Raw genomic sequence first — 16,169 nt, 5'->3', positions numbered from 1 at the left:
CTCTCGAGGCGCACGATGTGCCTCAAGTAACGGAGCCTATTCATGTCCCTAGACGAGACGTTTGCCACCGACTGGGCCGCTGCGGGCGAGGCCGGGCTGGACGATACGATCGCATTGCGCCGCGCGATCCATGCCGAGCCAGAGGTCGGGCTGTACTGCCCGCTGACCACCGCGAAGATCAAGGCGGCGCTCGCCGGCCTGCCGCTGGAGATCCACGACAGCACGTCCACCACCGGCTTCATCGCCATCCTGAAGGGGCAGGCGGGCGATAACGGCCGCACCGTGCTGCTGCGCGGCGACATGGATGCGCTGCCGATGCAGGAGGAGACGGGGCTGCCGTTCGCCAGCACCATCCCCGGCCGCATGCATGCCTGCGGGCATGATTCGCACACCGCGATGCTGGTCGGCGCGGCCAAGGCGCTGTGTGCGCGCCGGGAGAGCCTGCCGGGCACGATCGTCTTCATGTTCCAGCCGGGCGAGGAGGGCTATCACGGCGCCCGCTTCATGATCGACGACGGGCTGCTCGCCATCGCCAAGCCCGATGCGGCGTTCGCGCTGCACATCACGCCCAATGCACCCGCAGGCGTCGTCGTGACGCGCGGCGGGCCGATCATGGCGTCGGCGGACACGATTCACGCAACGATCCGTGGTGCCGGGGGCCATGCCGCGATGCCGCACGACTGCATCGATCCGATCCCCGTCGCCTGCGAAATCGTCACCGCGCTCCAGACCTTCATCGCGCGCCGTATTCCCGTCACCGATCCGGCGGTACTGTCGGTGACGAAGATCGAGGCGGGGTCGGCGCACAATATCGTGCCGGGCGAGGTGACGATGCTCGGTACGCTGCGCACGCTGTCGGAGGGCACGCGGGCGACGATGCAGGCGGCGTTCCAGCGGATCGCGGAGCATATCGCCATCGCGCATGGCGCGACCGCGGAGACGCGGATCGAGGCGGGCTATCCGGTGACGGTCAACGACCCGCGCGGTGCGGCGCTGATCGAGGGCGTCGCCGGCACGCTCGGCCAGCCGTTCGCGGCGATGCCGCAGCCGATGATGGGCGCGGAGGACTTTTCATACGTGCTGCGCGAGACGCCCGGCGCCTTCGCCTTCATCGGCGTCGCGCCGGTCGGCAGCGATCCCGCGACCAACCCGCCGCTGCACAATACGCGGATGACGATCGAGGAATCGGTGATGGCGAAGGGCGTGGCGATGCACTGCGCGATCGCGACGCGGTTCCTGGAGAACGGGTTCGATTGAGGGCGGGCAGGCCGTTAGCCTTAACCCGTCGCCCCGACCCAAGAGCCGGGGTCCCGCTTCTGTTCGGCCGTGGCGAAAAGCGGGACCCCGGATCAAGTCCGGGGTGACGAGGTGGGTGTGGCCACCCCTTACGCGATCACTTCTTGATCAGGCCGATCTCAACCAGCCGCTCGTGCAGGTAATCGTGGGCGGTGATCGGCGTGGGGTAACGGTTCGGCCGGTCCGCGGTGATCGTCTGCGGTAGCGTCTCGATCAGGAAATCGGGCGCGGGGTGCAGGAAGAAGGGCATCGAATAGCGCGAATGGCCGCGGCGTTCGACCGGCGGGTTGACGACGCGGTGCGTGGTCGAGGGCAGGACGTGGTTGGTCAGGCGCTGCAGCATGTCGCCGACGTTGACGACCATCGCGCCTTCGGGCGGCTTGATCGCCAGCCAGTCGCCGGTGTTCTTGTCGAGCAGTTCGAGGCCCGCTTCCTCGGCGCCGAGCAGCAGGGTGATGAGGTTGATGTCCTCATGTGCGCCGGCGCGCACGCCCTCGGCATCGGCGGGGATGGGGGGATAGTGGAGCAGGCGCAGCACGCTGTTGCCGTCCTTCACCGCCGGGTCGAACCAGTCGGGGGCAAGGGCCAGATGGCGCGCGATCGCGGAGAGCAATTTGTCGCCCGCGCGATCGAAAGCGGTGAACAGTTCGAGGAACGTGTCCTTGAACCCCTCGGGGCGCGCCGGCCAGATGTTGGGCGCCATGCTGTCTGCGTAGCGATGCCCCTCCGGCAGATTGCGGCCGATGTGCCAGAATTCCTTGAGGTCGACGTGCTTGGCGTCCTTGGCGATCTCCGTCTTGAACGGGGTATAGCCGCGCGCGCCGCCGCCGCCCGCGACGAAATAGTCGCGCTTTTCCGCCTCGGGCAGCGCGAACAACGCCTCGGTTTCGGACCAGGCACGGTCGATCAGGTCCTGCGGGATGCCGTGGTCGGCGACGATCGCGAAGCCGAATCGTTCGAACGATTCGCCGAACGCCTTGGCGAAGCCGTCGGGGTCGCGCGCCTGGTCGGCGAGGCTGAGCGTCGGAACCTGTGCGTCCAGCGCGGTTGGGGTGTCGAGCATAAGGGCCATCCGTTTGATCAGGCGAGCGATATAGGACGCCGCGCCGACCGCGTCACGCCCGCATGTCACGCGCCTGTCATGGTGCGGACGACCGGGGATCGACGGCGATCGCACGGCCATGATGAACGGCCGCGTAACCTCATATCATCGGCTCGGCGCACGCGTCAGCCGGTTGATCGTGGGAGCCATGCCCTATGGGTTGTGGATGCGCATCGATTGCAGGCAGAGACTGCGCGTCTGGGGCGCGGTGGGGCTGCGAATCACGACGATTGGATTACGGCCGGACCCGGTCCCCCGGGTTGCGGCGCATCGCACTGGGGTCTGATGAACAGCTTCGTTTCCATGAGCGCTCGACTCGGTAACCGCATCCGTTCGCTGTTCGTCGCACGCGACGTCCTGTTTCACGATGGCAACGCGCTACGCCGTGTCAGCCTGACCGGCCGTCGTCAGGCGACGCTCGCCGCCGCGGCGACGCTGACTTTGGGGTTTTCGGGCTATGGCGCGGCACAGGCTGCGCAGCTGGTCGTCGCCCCCGCGCATGATACGCGCGTTGCGGGCATGGAGCACCGGCTCGACGCGATGCAGGCCCGGGTGTCGCACATCCGCGACGTCGCCCGCCTGCACGCCGAGCGGATCGAACAGCGCCAGAAGCTGATCACCGCGGCGCTGACCGGCAAGGGTGACGAGGCCGAACTGGCGCTCGCGACGCTCGCGATCGATCCCACCGCCGATCGCCTCGCCGCCGATGTCGTCAAGCCGCTGGTGAAGGTGGAAGGGCGCCAGGCCCAGCTCGCCGACGCGGCGCAGAAGGTCGTCGACCAGCGCCTCGCCAAGGCGAATGCGACGCTGAAGACGCTCGGTGTCGCCAGCCGCGTGAACGCCAAGGCGATGGGCGGCCCGATGCTGGAGGCCAATGGCGCGGAAGCGCAGGCGGACCTGAAGGCCGATGCGCAGTTCCGCACGCTGTTCCAGAGCTGGAAGAAGCTCGACACGCTGCAACAGGGGGCGATCGCCATTCCGTCGGTGCAGCCGGTGCAGCACCTGCAGTTCACCAGCAACTTCGGCATCCGCTCCGACCCGTTCCGCGGCACCGCGGCGATGCATGCGGGCGTCGACATCCCCGGTCCGGTCGGCACGCCGATCTATGCCACCGCCGACGGCATCGTCGATCACGCCGGCCGCCAGGGCGGTTACGGCAATCTGGTCGAGATCAACCACGGCAAGGGCATCGCGACCCGCTATGGCCATCTGTCGAAGATCCTCGTCGCCGATGGCGCGCGCGTGACGCGCGGCCAGCTGATCGCACTGATGGGGTCGACCGGCCGTTCGACCGGCCCGCACCTGCATTATGAAGTCCGTATCGACGGCCATGCGGTGAACCCGGTGCCGTTCCTGACCACCGCCGATTACCTGCTCGCCGCGCAGGACCGTGCGGTCCATGCGATCCCGGTGTCGACCGACGGTCCCGCCGCGCAGGATTGATCGACCCAAGTTCGTCATCCCGGCGAACGCCGGGATCCATGGACGCGCGGCGGCGGGCGGCTCGTGCGCCACGTCAACCATCGCAACCATGGATCCCGGCGTTCGCCGGGATGACGAGACGGGTTGGAGGTATCAGCAGTCGCCTACCAGCCTACCATCCATGATGTCGTCCCTCACACGGATGATGGCGCAGGGGCGAGGGGCTAACCGGTTGCCCCACTCGCCCGCCGCGCCTATCTCGGCGGCATGACCCAGCCCGACATCGCCCTCACCCCCGCTGCCGCCGCGCGCGTCGCGGCGATTGCGGGCAAGCAGAACAAGCCTGCCATCCTGCGCCTGTCGGTCGATGGCGGCGGCTGTTCGGGGTTCCAGTACAAGTTCGGATTCGCCGACGCGCCCGAGGGGGACGACACGATCGCGGAGACGGATGGCGTCCGCCTGGTCGTCGACAGTATCAGCCTGGACCTCGTGCGCGGCTGTCAGGTCGATTACGTCGAATCGCTGGGCGGTGCGGCGTTCCGCGTCGATAACCCCAATGCGGCGTCGGGTTGCGGCTGCGGCTCCAGCTTCGCGGTCTGAGGCGGTGAAGCTCGTCACCTACAACGTCAACGGCATCAAGGCGCGGCTGCCGCGGCTGATCGAGTATCTGACCGAACAGCAGCCCGACGTCGTCTGCTTGCAGGAGTTGAAGACCACCGACGATACCTTCCCGATCGCCGATATCGAGGCGGCGGGCTATGGCGCGGTGTGGCATGGGCAGAAGGGGTTCAATGGCGTCGCCGTGCTCGCCAAGGGGCAGACCCCGATCGAAACGCAGCGCGGCCTAGACGGCGAACCCGAGGACGAGCACAGCCGTTATCTGGAATGCGCCGTCGATGGCCTGATCGTCGCGTCAATCTATCTGCCCAACGGCAATCCGCAGCCCGGACCCAAGTTCGACTATAAATTGCGCTGGATGGATCGGCTCGCCGGTCGCGCGCGCGCACTGCTGGAGGCCGAGGTGCCGACGGTGTTGATGGGCGATTACAACGTCATCCCCAACGACGACGACACCTTCTCGGTCCGCGCGATGGCGAACGATGCGCTGATGCAGCCCGAAAGCCGCGCCGCCTACCGCCGGTTGCTGGCGCAGGGGTGGACCGATGCGTTGCGCACGCGCCAGCCCAAGGGCGGGGTGTGGACCTTCTGGGACTATCAGGCCGGGGCCTGGCAGCGCGACGCAGGATTCCGGATCGATCACCTGCTGCTCAGCCCGCAGGCGGCGGACCGGTTGCAGGACGCCGGCGTCGACAAGGATTATCGCGGCCGCGAAAAGGCGAGCGATCACGCACCCACCTGGGTACGACTGTCGTGAGGCGCAGCGCGGCGGCGCTGCTCGCGCTCGCCGCCGCGACGCCGGCCGCGGCGCAGGACCGCGAGTTCTGCCCGGAGCGGCCGGGCCTCGAAACGCAGGCGTGCATCGTCGATCGCGGGCGCGTGACCATCGAATCGAGCCTGATCGACTGGACACGCGATCGGCAGAGCGATGGCGTGACCGATACGATCCTGATCGGCGACACGCTGGTCCGCGTCGGCGTGACCGATCGTCTGGAGGTGCGCGCAGGCTGGCAGCCGTTCGGCCATGAGCGGACGCACGATGCGGCGACCGGCGATATCGACCGGGCGAACCGCGTCGGTGACGCGGTGATCGGGCTGAAGGCATCGCTGCTGCATCCTGACGGCAAGGGTCTGTCGATCGCGATCCTGCCATCGGTGACGCTGCCGGTCGGGCGGCAGCCGATCGGCGCCGGCCGCGCGCAGCCGAGCCTGCTGCTGCCGCTGTCATACGATGTGTCCGACACGGTCGAGATCGCCGTCACGCCGGCGATCCGGGCATTGGCGAACGAAGACGCGGGCGGCCAGCACGTGCGCTATGGCGCCGCGGCGGGCGCGACGGTGAAGCTCAGCGAGGCGGTGTCGGTCGGCGCGGACGCGTCGCTCGCGCGCGATCAGGACCCGCGCGATCACACGACGCGCGCACGCGCCGCGATGACGCTGGCGTGGCAGCCGAAGGACGATTGGCAGCTCGACACGTCGGCGATCGCCGGTCTCAATCGCGACACGCCGGACGTGCAGCTGATCGCGGGCGTGGCGCGGCGGTTTTAACCGCTTTACTCTTCCACCTCCGTTCGCCCTGAGCCTGTCGAAGGGTGGGTGCCTCAGGCGTGACGCACGTGGAAGCCCGCCCTTCGACAGGCTCAGGGCGAACGGAGGTGTGGAGGCGAAGGGGCTCTTGCCCATACCTACCCACGCCCCGACCAAGCGCCTATACCCCGGTCCGATAACGACAAAGGGGAAGACATGAGCCTGTTCCGCCGCAAGACGATCCAGCCACAGCCGCCGGGCCAACAGCTCGCGCGCACGCTGGGCTGGCCGCATCTGGTGGCGCTGGGCGTCGGCGCGATCGTCGGCACCGGCATCCTGACGCTGATCGGCGTGGGCGCGGATCGGGCGGGGCCGGCGGTGATTCTGTCGTTCGTCGTCGCCGGCGCGATATGCGCCTGCGCGGCACTTTGCTATGCCGAGATGGCGACGATGATCCCCGCGTCGGGGTCGGCCTATACCTATAGCTACGCGGTGCTGGGCGAGGTGATCGCCTGGGTCGTCGGCTGGAGCCTGATCCTCGAATATTCGCTGGTGGTCTCGACCGTCGCGGTCGGCTGGTCGGGCTATGCGGTCGGGTTCCTGAAGGGGCTCGGCATCGTCGTGCCCAATGCGCTCGCCAACGGGCCGGGCCTGGGCGGCGTGGTCAACCTGCCGGCGGTGGGGATCATTGCGGTGGTTGCCGGGCTGCTGATGCTGGGCACGCGGGAAAGCGCGCGGATCAACACCGCGCTGGTCGTGCTGAAGATCGTGACGCTCGCGCTGTTCGTCGCGGTGGCGCTGCCGCATTTCGACGTGGCCAACCTGCATCCGTTCGCCCCATTCGGCTACGGCAGCCCGGAACATGCCAACGGCGTGAAATATGGCGTGATGGGCGCCGCGGCGATCATCTTCTTCGCCTTCTACGGCTTCGACGCCATCTCGACCGCGGCAGAGGAGGCGAAGAATCCCGAGCGCGATCTGGCGATCGGCATCGTCGGATCGATGATCGCCTGCACGGCCATCTACATGATCGTCGCCGCCGTGGCGGTGGGGGCGCTCAGCTACACGCGCTTCGGCTCCAGCCCGGAACCGCTGGCGCTGATCCTGCGGGAGATCGATCAGGGCGGTATCGCGACGATCGTTGCGGCGGCGGCGGCGGTCGCGCTGCCGACGGTGCTGCTCGCCTTCCTGTACGGGCAAAGCCGCATCTTCCTGGTCATGGCGCGCGACGGCTTCCTGCCGCAGAGCCTGGCGAAGGTATCGAAGCGCGGAACGCCCGCGCGCATCACCGCGATGACCGCGGTGTTCGTCGCCGCGATCGCCGGTCTGGCGCCGCTCGACGTCATCGCCAGCCTCGCCAATGCGGGTACGCTGTGCGCCTTCGTTGCGGTCGCCGCCTGCGTGCTGGTGCTCCGCCGCCGCGACCCCGCCGCGCGCCGGCCGTTCCGCACGCCGCTCGCCTGGGTCGTCGCGCCGCTCGCGATCCTGGGCTGCTGCTATCTGTTCACCAGCCTGCAGGTGGTGACGCAGATCGCCTTCCTCGGTTGGAACGCCTTCGGCCTGCTCGTCTACTTCCTCTATGCGCGCGGTCGGGCGCAGATCGCGTGAGCGGCTGGCATATCGGCATTATCGGCGGGTCGGGACTGTACGACGTCGCCGGGATCGAGGATGGCCGCTGGGTCGAGGTGGCGACGCCTTGGGGGCCGCCGTCCGATGCGATCTTCACCGGGCGCGTCGGCGCGGCGCGCGTGTCGTTCCTGCCGCGCCATGGCCGGGGGCATCGGATCAGCCCCGACGCGCTCAACGCCCGTGCCAATATCGATGCCCTGAAGCGGCTGGGCGTCACCGACGTGCTGGCGGTGTCGTCGGTCGGTTCGCTGGTGGAGGAGCGGCCGCCGGGCAGCTTCACCATCGTCGACCAGTTCATCGACCGCACGAAGGGGCGCGTATCGAGTTTCTTCGGCACCGGCTGCGTCGCGCATGTATCGATGGCCGATCCGGTCTGCCCGCGGCTGTCGGCACTGGTCGCGGACGCAGCGGGGGAGGGCGTGGATCGCGGCGGCACCTATCTGGCGATGGAGGGGCCGCAATTCTCGACGCGGGCGGAAAGCCTGCTTTACCGGCAATGGGGCTGCCACGTGATCGGCATGACCGCGATGCCCGAGGCCAAGCTCGCCCGCGAGGCGGAGCTGCCCTACGCGCTGGTCGGCATGGTGACGGATTACGACTGCTGGCGCGAGGACGAGGCGGCGGTCGATGTGACGCAGGTGCTGGCGCAGCTGTCCGCCAATGCGGCGAAGGCGCGCAGCATGGTGCTGGCGTTGCTGCGCGGGTTGCCGGCCGAGCGGGCGGCGTCGCCGATCGATACGTGTCTGGATGCGGCGATCATCACCGCAAAGGGCGCGCGCGATCCGGCGCTGGTCGCGAAGCTGGACGCGGTGGCGGGGCGGGCGCTCGCCTAACCCACTGCGTCACCCGGGCTTGGTCCGGGGTCCACCGGGCCGCGCGGGGACGGCAAGAGACACTGGCCAACCCCCTCGCCGCAGAGTGGACCCTGGATCAAGTCCGGGTGACGGAGTGGGTGGAGCGATCCGCACGCCCAACAAAAAAGGGGAGGGGCCTTGCGGCGCCTCCCCTTTCCTATTCCGGGAAACGAGCCCCCTTACGCGGCCAGCTTGCGCAGCACGTACTGGAGGATGCCGCCGTTGAGGAAATATTCCAGCTCGTTGACGGTATCGATGCGGCAGCGCGTCTCGAACGTCTCGGTGCTGCCGTCGGCGCGCTTCAGCGTCACTTCGACGGTCTGACGCGGGCGCAGATCGGCGACGCCGGTGATCGTGAACGTCTCGGTGCCGTCCAGCTTCAGCGTCTGGCGGGTCACGCCATCGGCGAACTGCAGCGGCAGCACGCCCATGCCGACCAGGTTCGAACGGTGGATACGTTCGAAGCTTTCGGTGATGACCGCGCGGACGCCGAGCAGATTGGTGCCCTTCGCCGCCCAGTCGCGCGACGAGCCGGTGCCATATTCCTTGCCCGCGACGACGACGAGCGGCGTGCCGTCCGCCTTGTGACGCATCGCGGCGTCGTAGATCGGCATCACTTCGCCGTCATACTGGGTCATGCCGCCTTCGACGCCCGGCACCATTTCGTTCTTGATGCGGATGTTGGCGAAGGTGCCGCGGACCATGACATGGTCGTTGCCGCGACGCGCGCCGTAGCTGTTGAAGTCCTTGCGTGCGACCTGACGCTCGGTCAGCCACTGGCCGGCCGGGCTGTCCGCCTTGATCGAACCCGCCGGGCTGATGTGGTCGGTGGTGATCGAATCGCCCAGGATCGCGAGCGGCTTCGCCTCGATGATGTCGTGGACCGGCTTCGGGGTCATTTCCATGCCCTCGAAATACGGCGGGTTGGCGACATAGGTCGACGCCGCCGGCCAGGCGTAGGTGGCGGAGCCGGTCACGTCGATCTCACGCCACTTGGCGTCGCCGGCATAGACGTTGCCGTAGCGGCTGCGGAACATCTCGTCGTCGATGTTCGCCGCCATCGTGTCGGCGACTTCCTGGTTGGTCGGCCACACGTCCTTCAGGAACACGTCCTGGCCGTCCTTGCCCTTGCCGAGAGGGGTTTCGACCATGTCCTCGGTCACGGTGCCCTTCAGCGCGTAAGCGACGACGAGCGGCGGCGAGGCGAGGAAGTTGGCGCGCACGTCGGGCGAGACGCGGCCTTCGAAGTTGCGGTTGCCCGACAGGACCGAGGCGGCGACGAGGTCGTTCTCGTTGATCGCAGTCGAGATCGGACCCGGCAGCGGACCCGAATTGCCGATGCAGGTGGTGCAGCCGTAACCGACGAGGTTGAAACCGATCGCATCGAGGTCTGCGGTGAGGCCGGCCTTGTTGAGGTAGTCGGTGACGACCTGCGAACCGGGGGCGAGCGACGTCTTGACCCAGGGCTTGGGCTTCAGGCCGAGTGCATTCGCCTTGCGGGCGACGAGGCCGGCAGCGACCAGCACCGAAGGATTCGAGGTGTTGGTGCAGCTGGTGATCGCGGCGATCACGACGTCGCCGTCGCCGATGTCATGGCCGCGCTCGGCGACGTCGACACGCTTCGGGCTGGTCTTGCTGTACAGCTTGGTGAGGTCGCCGTTGAACACGTCGTCGACGTTGCCGAGGCTGACCCGGTCCTGCGGGCGCTTCGGGCCGGCGAGCGACGCGGTGACGGTGCCCATGTCGAGCTCAAGCGTGTCGGTGAACACGGGGTCGGCGGCATCGTCGTGGCGCCAGAAGCCGTTCGCCTTGGCATAGGCTTCGGTCAGCGCGATCGTTTCTTCGGGGCGCGCGGTGAGGCGCATGTATTCGATCGTCTTGTCGTCGATCGGGAAGAAACCACATGTTGCGCCATATTCGGGCGCCATGTTGGCGATCGTCGCGCGGTCGGCGAGCGTCATCGAACTGAGGCCCGGGCCGTAGAACTCCACGAAGCGGCCGACGACGCCCTTGGCGCGCAGCATCTGCGTGACGGTGAGCACGAGGTCGGTGGCAGTGATGCCTTCCTTCAGCGCGCCGGTCAGCTTGAAGCCAACGACTTCGGGGATCAGCATCGACACCGGCTGGCCGAGCATCGCGGCTTCCGCCTCGATGCCGCCGACGCCCCAGCCGAGCACGCCGAGGCCGTTGACCATCGTGGTGTGGCTGTCGGTGCCGACGAGCGTGTCCGGGTAGGCGATCGCCGCCGAACCGCTGGCATGATCGCCCATTTCGGTCGACGACCAGATCGCCTGGCTGACGTATTCCAGGTTCACCTGGTGGCAGATGCCGGTGCCCGGCGGCACGACCTGGAAGTTGTCGAGCGCCTTGGAGCCCCACTTCAGGAATTCGTAGCGCTCGCCGTTGCGCTGATATTCGAGGTCGACGTTATCCTCGAACGCCTGCGGCGTGCCGAATTCATCGACCATGACCGAATGGTCGATGACGAGGTGGACGGGGACCTGCGGGTTGATCTTGGCTGCGTCGCCGCCGAGCTTGGTGATCGCATCGCGCATCGCGGCGAGGTCGACGACGCAAGGCACACCGGTGAAATCCTGCATCAGCACGCGCGCGGGGCGATACTGGATTTCGCGGTCCGAGCGGCGCTCGTTCTGCCAGTCGACGATCGCCTTCACGTCCTCTTCGGTGACGGTCTTGCCGTCTTCGAAGCGGAGCATGTTTTCGAGCAGCACCTTCATCGAGAAGGGCAGGCGGCTGATGTCGCCGTACTTTTCCGCCGCCTTCGCAAGGCTGTAGTAATCGTAGGTCTTGCCCGCGACGTCGAGCGTCGTGCGGGTCTTCAGGCTGTCCTGGCCGATGGCGGTCATTATGGTCCCTTCAATTTGGCTCGAGGGCGCTCGGGGAGGCGGCGGGAAAGCCGCGCGGGCGCGCGATGAGCGCTGCGAAAGCGTATGTCGCCGCGGCCTTAGCAAGGGGTTTACGGTTGGGGAAGCGCCTATGCTGCGCGTGCGTTCGGTTGGCGGCTCAGGTTGTGGGCGCGGGGAGGATCGCCTGTCCCGTCGCCAGCGTCTTGCCGCGGGTGATGATGACGCGGTCGCCGACCTTTGCCTGCGCGAACAGCAATTTGGCGAAGGCGACGGGTACGCCGATGCAGCCATGCGTCGCATAGCCCCATTCGACCTTCGATCCGTGGATCGCGACGCCATCGCCGGTCAGGCGCAGCGTGTACGGCATCGGCGCATTGTCATAGGTGCGCGAGACGTGCGTCGCGTCCTTCATCAGGATCGGAAAGGTGCCGAGCGGCGTCGGCTTTTCGTCGGCGCCGTACAGAATGGCGGCGGCGCCGATCTCATAGCCGTCGCGGAAGACGGAAAGCGTCTGCGCGGCGAGATCGACCGTGATGATCAGAGGGCCATCGGGCACGCCCTTGGTATCCCAGGCGTAATCACCGAACTTGATCGGGCCGATATCGAGGATGCGCTTGACCTGCATGTTCTCCGGCGCAGGCGTGGGCGTGGAGAGGGCGGCCGGCGTCGGCTTGGCGGTGGCTGCGACGGGCGTGGTGATATGGGTCGCGGCCGCGGGCGAGGAGAGGGTGACCCGCCGCTCGGTCGGCGTCCGGGCGGATGTGGGCCCGGAAACCGATGCCGTCCCATGCGGTGCCACCGCGGCAATCGCAGCGATTGCGATGACGGCGCCAGCGAGGATCAGTCTGGCCGCAATGGCCTGGCGACGGGCAACCACGATGCATCTTCCGGAAACGGTGTACGGAACGGCGAGGATGGGAGCGTTTCGCGGGCAATGCGAGTCGGCAAATCGGGCTGTGCCGTGGCGGTACGGAGCGGGGGCCCGTTAACCTTCCGGTAACCCCCTCACGACCGCAAACAGGAACATTGTCCGACCCTATCCGGTTGAGCGAAAAGACCAAAAGGAGCGATGCCGTGTCCCATATCCCCAATTCCGCGATGAAACATGCCGGCCCCGTCCATCACGACCCCGCGCCGGAGGCCCGGCCCGCCAAGCCGAATCGGGCGGAAAACGGCCAGGGGCTGGGCCTGCCGGCGTGGCTGGCGATCGGCGGTACGCTCGTCGTCGGGGCGGCGGCAGCGCTCGCCGTGCCGTTGCTGCGCGGCCGTGCGACCCCGGTGCCCAAGCGGCGCGGCAAGCGTGCGACGGTGCGCAAGGCGGCATCGGGCGCTAAACATCGCAAGGCGGCCGCAAAATAGACCCAGATTGGCGGAAGCGCTGGTGATGCGCGCCAGCCGTGCTAGACCCGCCCCGGGCATGGGACGACGATGAAGGCGCGCGACGACACCGGGCGGAACGGATCGAACGGTATCGCCGCGTCGCTACGCGATGGCGGCGCCGTTCGCGCGCGTGCCACGGCGAGCCCGGCACCCGATCCCGCCGCGGCGTTCGATCGCCTGTCGCGTCGCCATCGCGAATGCCTGCGCGGGGTGCGCGCGCTCAAGGGCTCCAAGGAGATCGCCGAGGAGCTCGGCATCGAGAAATCGACCGTCGACAGCTATCTGACCGAGGCGGTGAAGCTGCTCGGCGCACGCAATCGGCGCGATGCGGCGCTGCGCTGGGCGGCGTATGAAGATCAGGCCGCTGAGCCAAGCGCCGAATGTACAACGATTATTCCCGAAGCCGGGGACCCCGATAAAATCGGGGGTCATTCTGCGCGGCTATCCCCGCTCGCCGCCGATCCGCCACTGCCGGTGGTGCCGGACGAGACCATCGTCATGGCAGCGGACAGCGGCGGCGCCCGGCCTTTCAGGTCATCGGCGTTCCCGATCCGGCTGCCCTTCCGGCGGAAAGGACAACGGAGCAACGACCTGACGGTCGGGGATCGGTTGATCTGGATACAGGCCATCGCATTCGGCACCATCGTCGGTTTCGGCATGTTGATGAGCGGCCTCCAGGCACTGACCCATTTGATCGAGGCGCTGACCCGCAACCTTTCCTGATCGTCAGCGAAAGCGCCCCGCACGGGGTGGAAAGGGTCGCCATCATGTCGTCAATCATTGCATCGCGCACCGCTCCGGTCGCTGCGTCGTCTGTAGATACCAAGGCCGCGGCCGATGCCGTCGCGCAGCTGCTCTGGAAGCTCGAGACGCAGCTCGACGAGGCATTCTCGACCGGCGGCGAGCTGCTCGCGGCGCTGCCCCGTGCCCGCCACGCCGCCAACCTGCCGGCGATCGCCGGGCAGCAGGCGTTCGAAGTGCTGGGCCAGGCGATCATGGCGATCGGTGCCGCCCGCGGCCACACCGTCGCGGGCCATCGCGTCATCGAAAAAATCGGTAAGCAGATCGGGTATGAAACGAGCTTCGGCGACGAACGTCCGAAGCCCGAATTCGCCCCGACAGGTGCCGACGTCAGTCATCTGCGCGTCGCTGCCTGAGGTGTCATGGCTTGACCGTCGAACTGCTCCTTTGACAGGTCAGGCCATGACACACATCCTCGTCTTCAATCTGGTCCTGCTGGCGACATGCGGTTACGCGCTGTTCGCTGGCGGCGCACCCGAACGATGGACGGCGATCCTGTTCGTCACGGGGGCTCTGGCCACGTTCGCGGTGCCGGACTTCTATCCGTCGGGCCCCTATCATCAGGTCGAGCCGATCCTGCTCGCGATCGACGTCGCGATCCTGCTCGGCCTGTTGGGGGTGGCGCTGCGCGCGGACCGCTATTGGCCGCTGTATGTCAGCGCGCTCCATCTGATCACGCTGGCGATCCATGGCGTGAAGGCCATTCAGCCGTCGCTGGTGCCGTGGATGTACGCGGGCGCGAGCGGCAAGATCGCCTATCCCATGCTGCTGATGCTGGCGATCGGCGCGCTGCGCCACCGCCAGCGTAAGGCCCAGTTCGGGAGCGACCGCGACTGGTCGCCCCTGCGCCAACCGGACATCCCTTCATCATGACTGCCGACATACGGTTGCTGCGCTGGCCCGAACGCGATCGCGAAGAGTACGAACGGCTGGTGTCGGCGCTGGAGCGCGTGCGGGCCTCCGCCGCGCGCAGTCGGGGCGAGATCGTTGCCCCCGTGCCGGCCGGCCCCGAAGAGCCGAGCGATGCCGATCGCGCGCGAACCCTGTTGGCCCAGCGCCGCCAGCGCGACGCCATGGCGGGCGACCTGATCGAGCTGTTCGGCGAGCCGGGCTGGGATATCCTGCTGACGCTGTTCGTCGCCTATGAAGAGGCGCGGCCGGTGACGGGCGAGGCGCTCGGCGCCCTGCTATCGCTACGCCCGGCGGTGCTGGCCCGCTGGCTGGAGCTGCTGTCCCGACGCGCGCTGATTCGCGGTGCCGCGCATAAGGCGGGCACACTCAATCCGGCGACGCCACTGGCATTGACCGACGATGGGCTGGCGCTGGTGCTGCGCTGCATCGGCGGCGCGTGATGGCAAGGGCGCTGCGGGCCGGCGCGTCAGTGCGTCGGGCCGACCAGCCGCTCCGCCTCCTCGCGCATCATCTCGACGCCCTGGCAGACGTGGAGTCCCGCGACCGTCATGTCGAGATCGTCGGCCAGCCGCATCAGCTCTTCGCCGAGCGCCACCGCGCGGTGCAGCAGCTCGCCGCGGATGCGGCGTTGCTTCTGGTCCTCAGGCGTCATCATCGCCTTGATCTCTAACCACCCCCCGCATCCGCGCAAGCGGGTAGCGGAGCAAAAAACCGGGGCAGCACGTTTGTCCCATACCATCCAGACGTCATGACAGGAGAGGCGCAATGGCGGACGACACCCATCCCACCGACGATGCCGCGAAAACCGGCGGCAACCCCATGCACGATGCCGCACAGCGTGCGAGCGACACCATGCGCGGCGCGAGCGAGGCGATGCGCGGCGCCTTCACCGATCATGTGATGGATCCCGCCCGCCGCGCCGGCGAGGCGATGCGCGCATCCGGCCAGAAGGTGGCAGACGGCAGCGCGGCGCTCGGCCTCAAGATCATCGAGCAGGCCGAACGCAATTCGCACGATGCGTTCGAGGCGATGCGCGAGGCGGCGCAGGCCCGCGACGTTACCGACGTTCTGCGTATCCAGGGCAATTACCTGCGCCGGCAGGGCGAACGCTCGATGGAGCAGGCGCGCGAGATCGGCGAGATGATCCTGCGCTTCGGCCGCGACGCGGTGACGCCGCCCAAATCGGGCGACTGACGCGCGCGAGGGGCGGGTGGCGAGGGGCCGCCCGTGCCTCAGCCGAACGGCGTCGCGCGTGCCAGCATCAGCAGGTCGTGCGCGACGCCGTCGCTCGCGCGGACGTGACCGGCGAGCCGCGCCTCCTGCGTGAAGCCCAGCCGCTCGAACAGTGCCACCGATGCTGCGGCATCCGGCGTCATCGTCGCCGTCAGCTTGGCGAGGCCGTGCGCGTGCGCGATGGCGAGCAGCGCCTGCAACAGATCGCTGCCCAGACCCTGGCCACGCCGGTCGGGCGCCACGAGCAGCCGGATTTCGCCGACATGCCCGCTCCACCCCAAGGGATCGCGGATCAGCGCCGCGGTGGCGACGATGCGGCCGTCGTCCTCGGCGACGAGGCTGTCGATCCAGCCTTCGCCGACCGCCTGCTGCCAGGCCTCGATCACCCGCGGATGGCGCAGGTCGCGGCCGGAAAACAGCAGGTCATGTTCGGGCAGCGTCGCGGTGAAGGCGAGGACGGCGTCGTCGTCGGTCGGCCGGAACCGGCGGATGGTGTGGCTCATGATCGCTCCTGGCCCGTCTGCTACC

Annotated in this window: 18 protein-coding genes; 13 read left to right on the top strand and 5 right to left on the bottom strand. The window is 68.0% G+C overall.

Features of this window, described 5'->3' with window-relative positions; all coding sequences use genetic code 11:
* Positions 1-42: 42 nt before the first annotated feature.
* Entirely contained in the window at positions 43-1,257 is a 1,215-nt protein-coding gene (locus SPHME3_RS0101570; RefSeq protein WP_017977610.1) for a M20 metallopeptidase family protein, read from the top strand.
* A gap of 136 nt (positions 1,258-1,393) precedes the next feature.
* Here the strand turns inward: SPHME3_RS0101570 and SPHME3_RS0101565 are convergent, their stop codons facing one another.
* Complete coding sequence (locus tag SPHME3_RS0101565; RefSeq protein WP_020486363.1) at positions 1,394-2,359, bottom strand: isopenicillin N synthase family dioxygenase; 966 nt, start codon at positions 2,357-2,359, stop codon at positions 1,394-1,396.
* Positions 2,360-2,701: 342 nt separating this feature from the next.
* Between SPHME3_RS0101565 and SPHME3_RS0101555 the strand changes: the two genes are divergently transcribed.
* The 6 genes from SPHME3_RS0101555 (at position 2,702) to mtnP (ending at position 8,427) form a co-directional block, all read left to right on the top strand.
* Positions 2,702-3,841, top strand: coding sequence for a M23 family metallopeptidase (locus tag SPHME3_RS0101555; RefSeq protein WP_020486364.1), 1,140 nt, complete (start codon positions 2,702-2,704; stop codon positions 3,839-3,841).
* Between the two features lie 246 nt (positions 3,842-4,087).
* Positions 4,088-4,420, top strand: a complete 333-nt coding sequence (erpA, locus tag SPHME3_RS0101550; protein WP_017977613.1) for an iron-sulfur cluster insertion protein ErpA — start codon at positions 4,088-4,090, stop codon at positions 4,418-4,420.
* Between the two features lie 4 nt (positions 4,421-4,424).
* Positions 4,425-5,195 carry an exodeoxyribonuclease III gene (xth, locus tag SPHME3_RS0101545; protein WP_017977614.1) on the top strand — a complete coding sequence of 257 codons (771 nt, stop codon included), beginning with the start codon at positions 4,425-4,427 and terminating at the stop codon, positions 5,193-5,195.
* Positions 5,192-5,986, top strand: coding sequence for a transporter (locus SPHME3_RS0101540; RefSeq protein ID WP_017977615.1), 795 nt, complete (start codon positions 5,192-5,194; stop codon positions 5,984-5,986). Before xth ends, SPHME3_RS0101540 begins: the two co-directional genes overlap by 4 nt.
* Before the next feature lie 195 nt (positions 5,987-6,181).
* Positions 6,182-7,573 carry an amino acid permease gene (locus tag SPHME3_RS0101535; RefSeq protein WP_017977616.1) on the top strand — a complete coding sequence of 464 codons (1,392 nt, stop codon included), beginning with the start codon at positions 6,182-6,184 and terminating at the stop codon, positions 7,571-7,573.
* Positions 7,570-8,427 (top strand): S-methyl-5'-thioadenosine phosphorylase, encoded by an 858-nt coding sequence (gene mtnP, locus SPHME3_RS0101530; RefSeq protein ID WP_017977617.1) that lies wholly within the window; start codon positions 7,570-7,572, stop codon positions 8,425-8,427. Before SPHME3_RS0101535 ends, mtnP begins: the two co-directional genes overlap by 4 nt.
* A gap of 200 nt (positions 8,428-8,627) precedes the next feature.
* On the opposite strand, the gene acnA is transcribed toward mtnP, so the two are convergent.
* Both acnA and SPHME3_RS0101520 read right to left on the bottom strand, forming a co-directional pair.
* Complete coding sequence (gene acnA, locus SPHME3_RS0101525; RefSeq protein ID WP_017977618.1) at positions 8,628-11,315, bottom strand: aconitate hydratase AcnA; 2,688 nt, start codon at positions 11,313-11,315, stop codon at positions 8,628-8,630.
* Between the two features lie 157 nt (positions 11,316-11,472).
* Positions 11,473-12,192: a L,D-transpeptidase family protein gene (locus SPHME3_RS0101520; RefSeq protein ID WP_231291970.1), complete on the bottom strand. Its 720-nt coding sequence runs from the start codon at positions 12,190-12,192 to the stop codon at positions 11,473-11,475.
* Between the two features lie 197 nt (positions 12,193-12,389).
* Between SPHME3_RS0101520 and SPHME3_RS0101510 the strand changes: the two genes are divergently transcribed.
* From SPHME3_RS0101510 to SPHME3_RS0101490, 5 genes are all read left to right on the top strand, one after another.
* On the top strand, positions 12,390-12,674 hold the full coding sequence (locus SPHME3_RS0101510) for a hypothetical protein (protein WP_231291971.1): 285 nt from the start codon (positions 12,390-12,392) through the stop codon (positions 12,672-12,674).
* Positions 12,675-12,743: 69 nt separating this feature from the next.
* Positions 12,744-13,418 (top strand): helix-turn-helix domain-containing protein, encoded by a 675-nt coding sequence (locus SPHME3_RS0101505; RefSeq protein ID WP_017977622.1) that lies wholly within the window; start codon positions 12,744-12,746, stop codon positions 13,416-13,418.
* A gap of 44 nt (positions 13,419-13,462) precedes the next feature.
* Positions 13,463-13,852, top strand: coding sequence for a hypothetical protein (locus SPHME3_RS0101500; protein ID WP_018250514.1), 390 nt, complete (start codon positions 13,463-13,465; stop codon positions 13,850-13,852).
* Positions 13,853-13,898: 46 nt separating this feature from the next.
* A complete protein-coding gene (locus tag SPHME3_RS0101495) occupies positions 13,899-14,369 on the top strand; it encodes a hypothetical protein (protein ID WP_017977624.1) in 471 nt (156 codons plus the stop codon).
* Positions 14,366-14,848: a hypothetical protein gene (locus SPHME3_RS0101490; protein ID WP_017977625.1), complete on the top strand. Its 483-nt coding sequence runs from the start codon at positions 14,366-14,368 to the stop codon at positions 14,846-14,848. The genes SPHME3_RS0101495 and SPHME3_RS0101490 overlap by 4 nt, the downstream gene beginning before the upstream one ends.
* A 26-nt stretch (positions 14,849-14,874) precedes the next feature.
* Here SPHME3_RS0101490 and SPHME3_RS0101485 read toward each other — a convergent pair whose 3' ends face one another.
* Complete coding sequence (locus SPHME3_RS0101485) at positions 14,875-15,063, bottom strand: hypothetical protein (RefSeq protein ID WP_017977626.1); 189 nt, start codon at positions 15,061-15,063, stop codon at positions 14,875-14,877.
* Positions 15,064-15,173: 110 nt separating this feature from the next.
* Between SPHME3_RS0101485 and SPHME3_RS0101480 the strand changes: the two genes are divergently transcribed.
* A complete protein-coding gene (locus SPHME3_RS0101480) occupies positions 15,174-15,602 on the top strand; it encodes a phasin family protein (RefSeq protein ID WP_017977627.1) in 429 nt (142 codons plus the stop codon).
* Between the two features lie 38 nt (positions 15,603-15,640).
* Here the strand turns inward: SPHME3_RS0101480 and SPHME3_RS0101475 are convergent, their stop codons facing one another.
* Positions 15,641-16,144, bottom strand: a complete 504-nt coding sequence (locus SPHME3_RS0101475) for a GNAT family N-acetyltransferase (RefSeq protein ID WP_017977628.1) — start codon at positions 16,142-16,144, stop codon at positions 15,641-15,643.
* Positions 16,145-16,169: the final 25 nt, after the last annotated feature.

Source organism: Sphingomonas melonis DAPP-PG 224 (assembly GCF_000379045.1).
Classification (GTDB): domain Bacteria; phylum Pseudomonadota; class Alphaproteobacteria; order Sphingomonadales; family Sphingomonadaceae; genus Sphingomonas; species Sphingomonas aquatilis.
Note: the sequence above shows the minus strand (reverse complement) of the source record. Positions and strands in the feature narration are given on the sequence as shown.

Bases quoted from the DNA above. Each gene is read 5' to 3' on its own strand.
- SPHME3_RS0101480 (WP_017977627.1), top strand. From the start codon at position 15,174: ATGGCGGACGACACCCATCCCACCGACGATGCCGCGAAAACCGGCGGC.
- SPHME3_RS0101555 (WP_020486364.1), top strand. From the start codon at position 2,702: ATGAGCGCTCGACTCGGTAACCGCATCCGTTCGCTGTTCGTCGCACGC.
- SPHME3_RS0101485 (WP_017977626.1), bottom strand. From the start codon at position 15,063: ATGATGACGCCTGAGGACCAGAAGCAACGCCGCATCCGCGGCGAGCTG.
- acnA (WP_017977618.1), bottom strand. From the start codon at position 11,315: ATGACCGCCATCGGCCAGGACAGCCTGAAGACCCGCACGACGCTCGAC.
- SPHME3_RS0101535 (WP_017977616.1), top strand. From the start codon at position 6,182: ATGAGCCTGTTCCGCCGCAAGACGATCCAGCCACAGCCGCCGGGCCAA.
- SPHME3_RS0101500 (WP_018250514.1), top strand. From the start codon at position 13,463: ATGTCGTCAATCATTGCATCGCGCACCGCTCCGGTCGCTGCGTCGTCT.
- SPHME3_RS0101475 (WP_017977628.1), bottom strand. From the start codon at position 16,144: ATGAGCCACACCATCCGCCGGTTCCGGCCGACCGACGACGACGCCGTC.
- SPHME3_RS0101505 (WP_017977622.1), top strand. From the start codon at position 12,744: ATGAAGGCGCGCGACGACACCGGGCGGAACGGATCGAACGGTATCGCC.
- SPHME3_RS0101565 (WP_020486363.1), bottom strand. From the start codon at position 2,359: ATGCTCGACACCCCAACCGCGCTGGACGCACAGGTTCCGACGCTCAGC.
- SPHME3_RS0101570 (WP_017977610.1), top strand. From the start codon at position 43: ATGTCCCTAGACGAGACGTTTGCCACCGACTGGGCCGCTGCGGGCGAG.
- SPHME3_RS0101495 (WP_017977624.1), top strand. From the start codon at position 13,899: ATGACACACATCCTCGTCTTCAATCTGGTCCTGCTGGCGACATGCGGT.
- erpA (WP_017977613.1), top strand. From the start codon at position 4,088: ATGACCCAGCCCGACATCGCCCTCACCCCCGCTGCCGCCGCGCGCGTC.
- SPHME3_RS0101490 (WP_017977625.1), top strand. From the start codon at position 14,366: ATGACTGCCGACATACGGTTGCTGCGCTGGCCCGAACGCGATCGCGAA.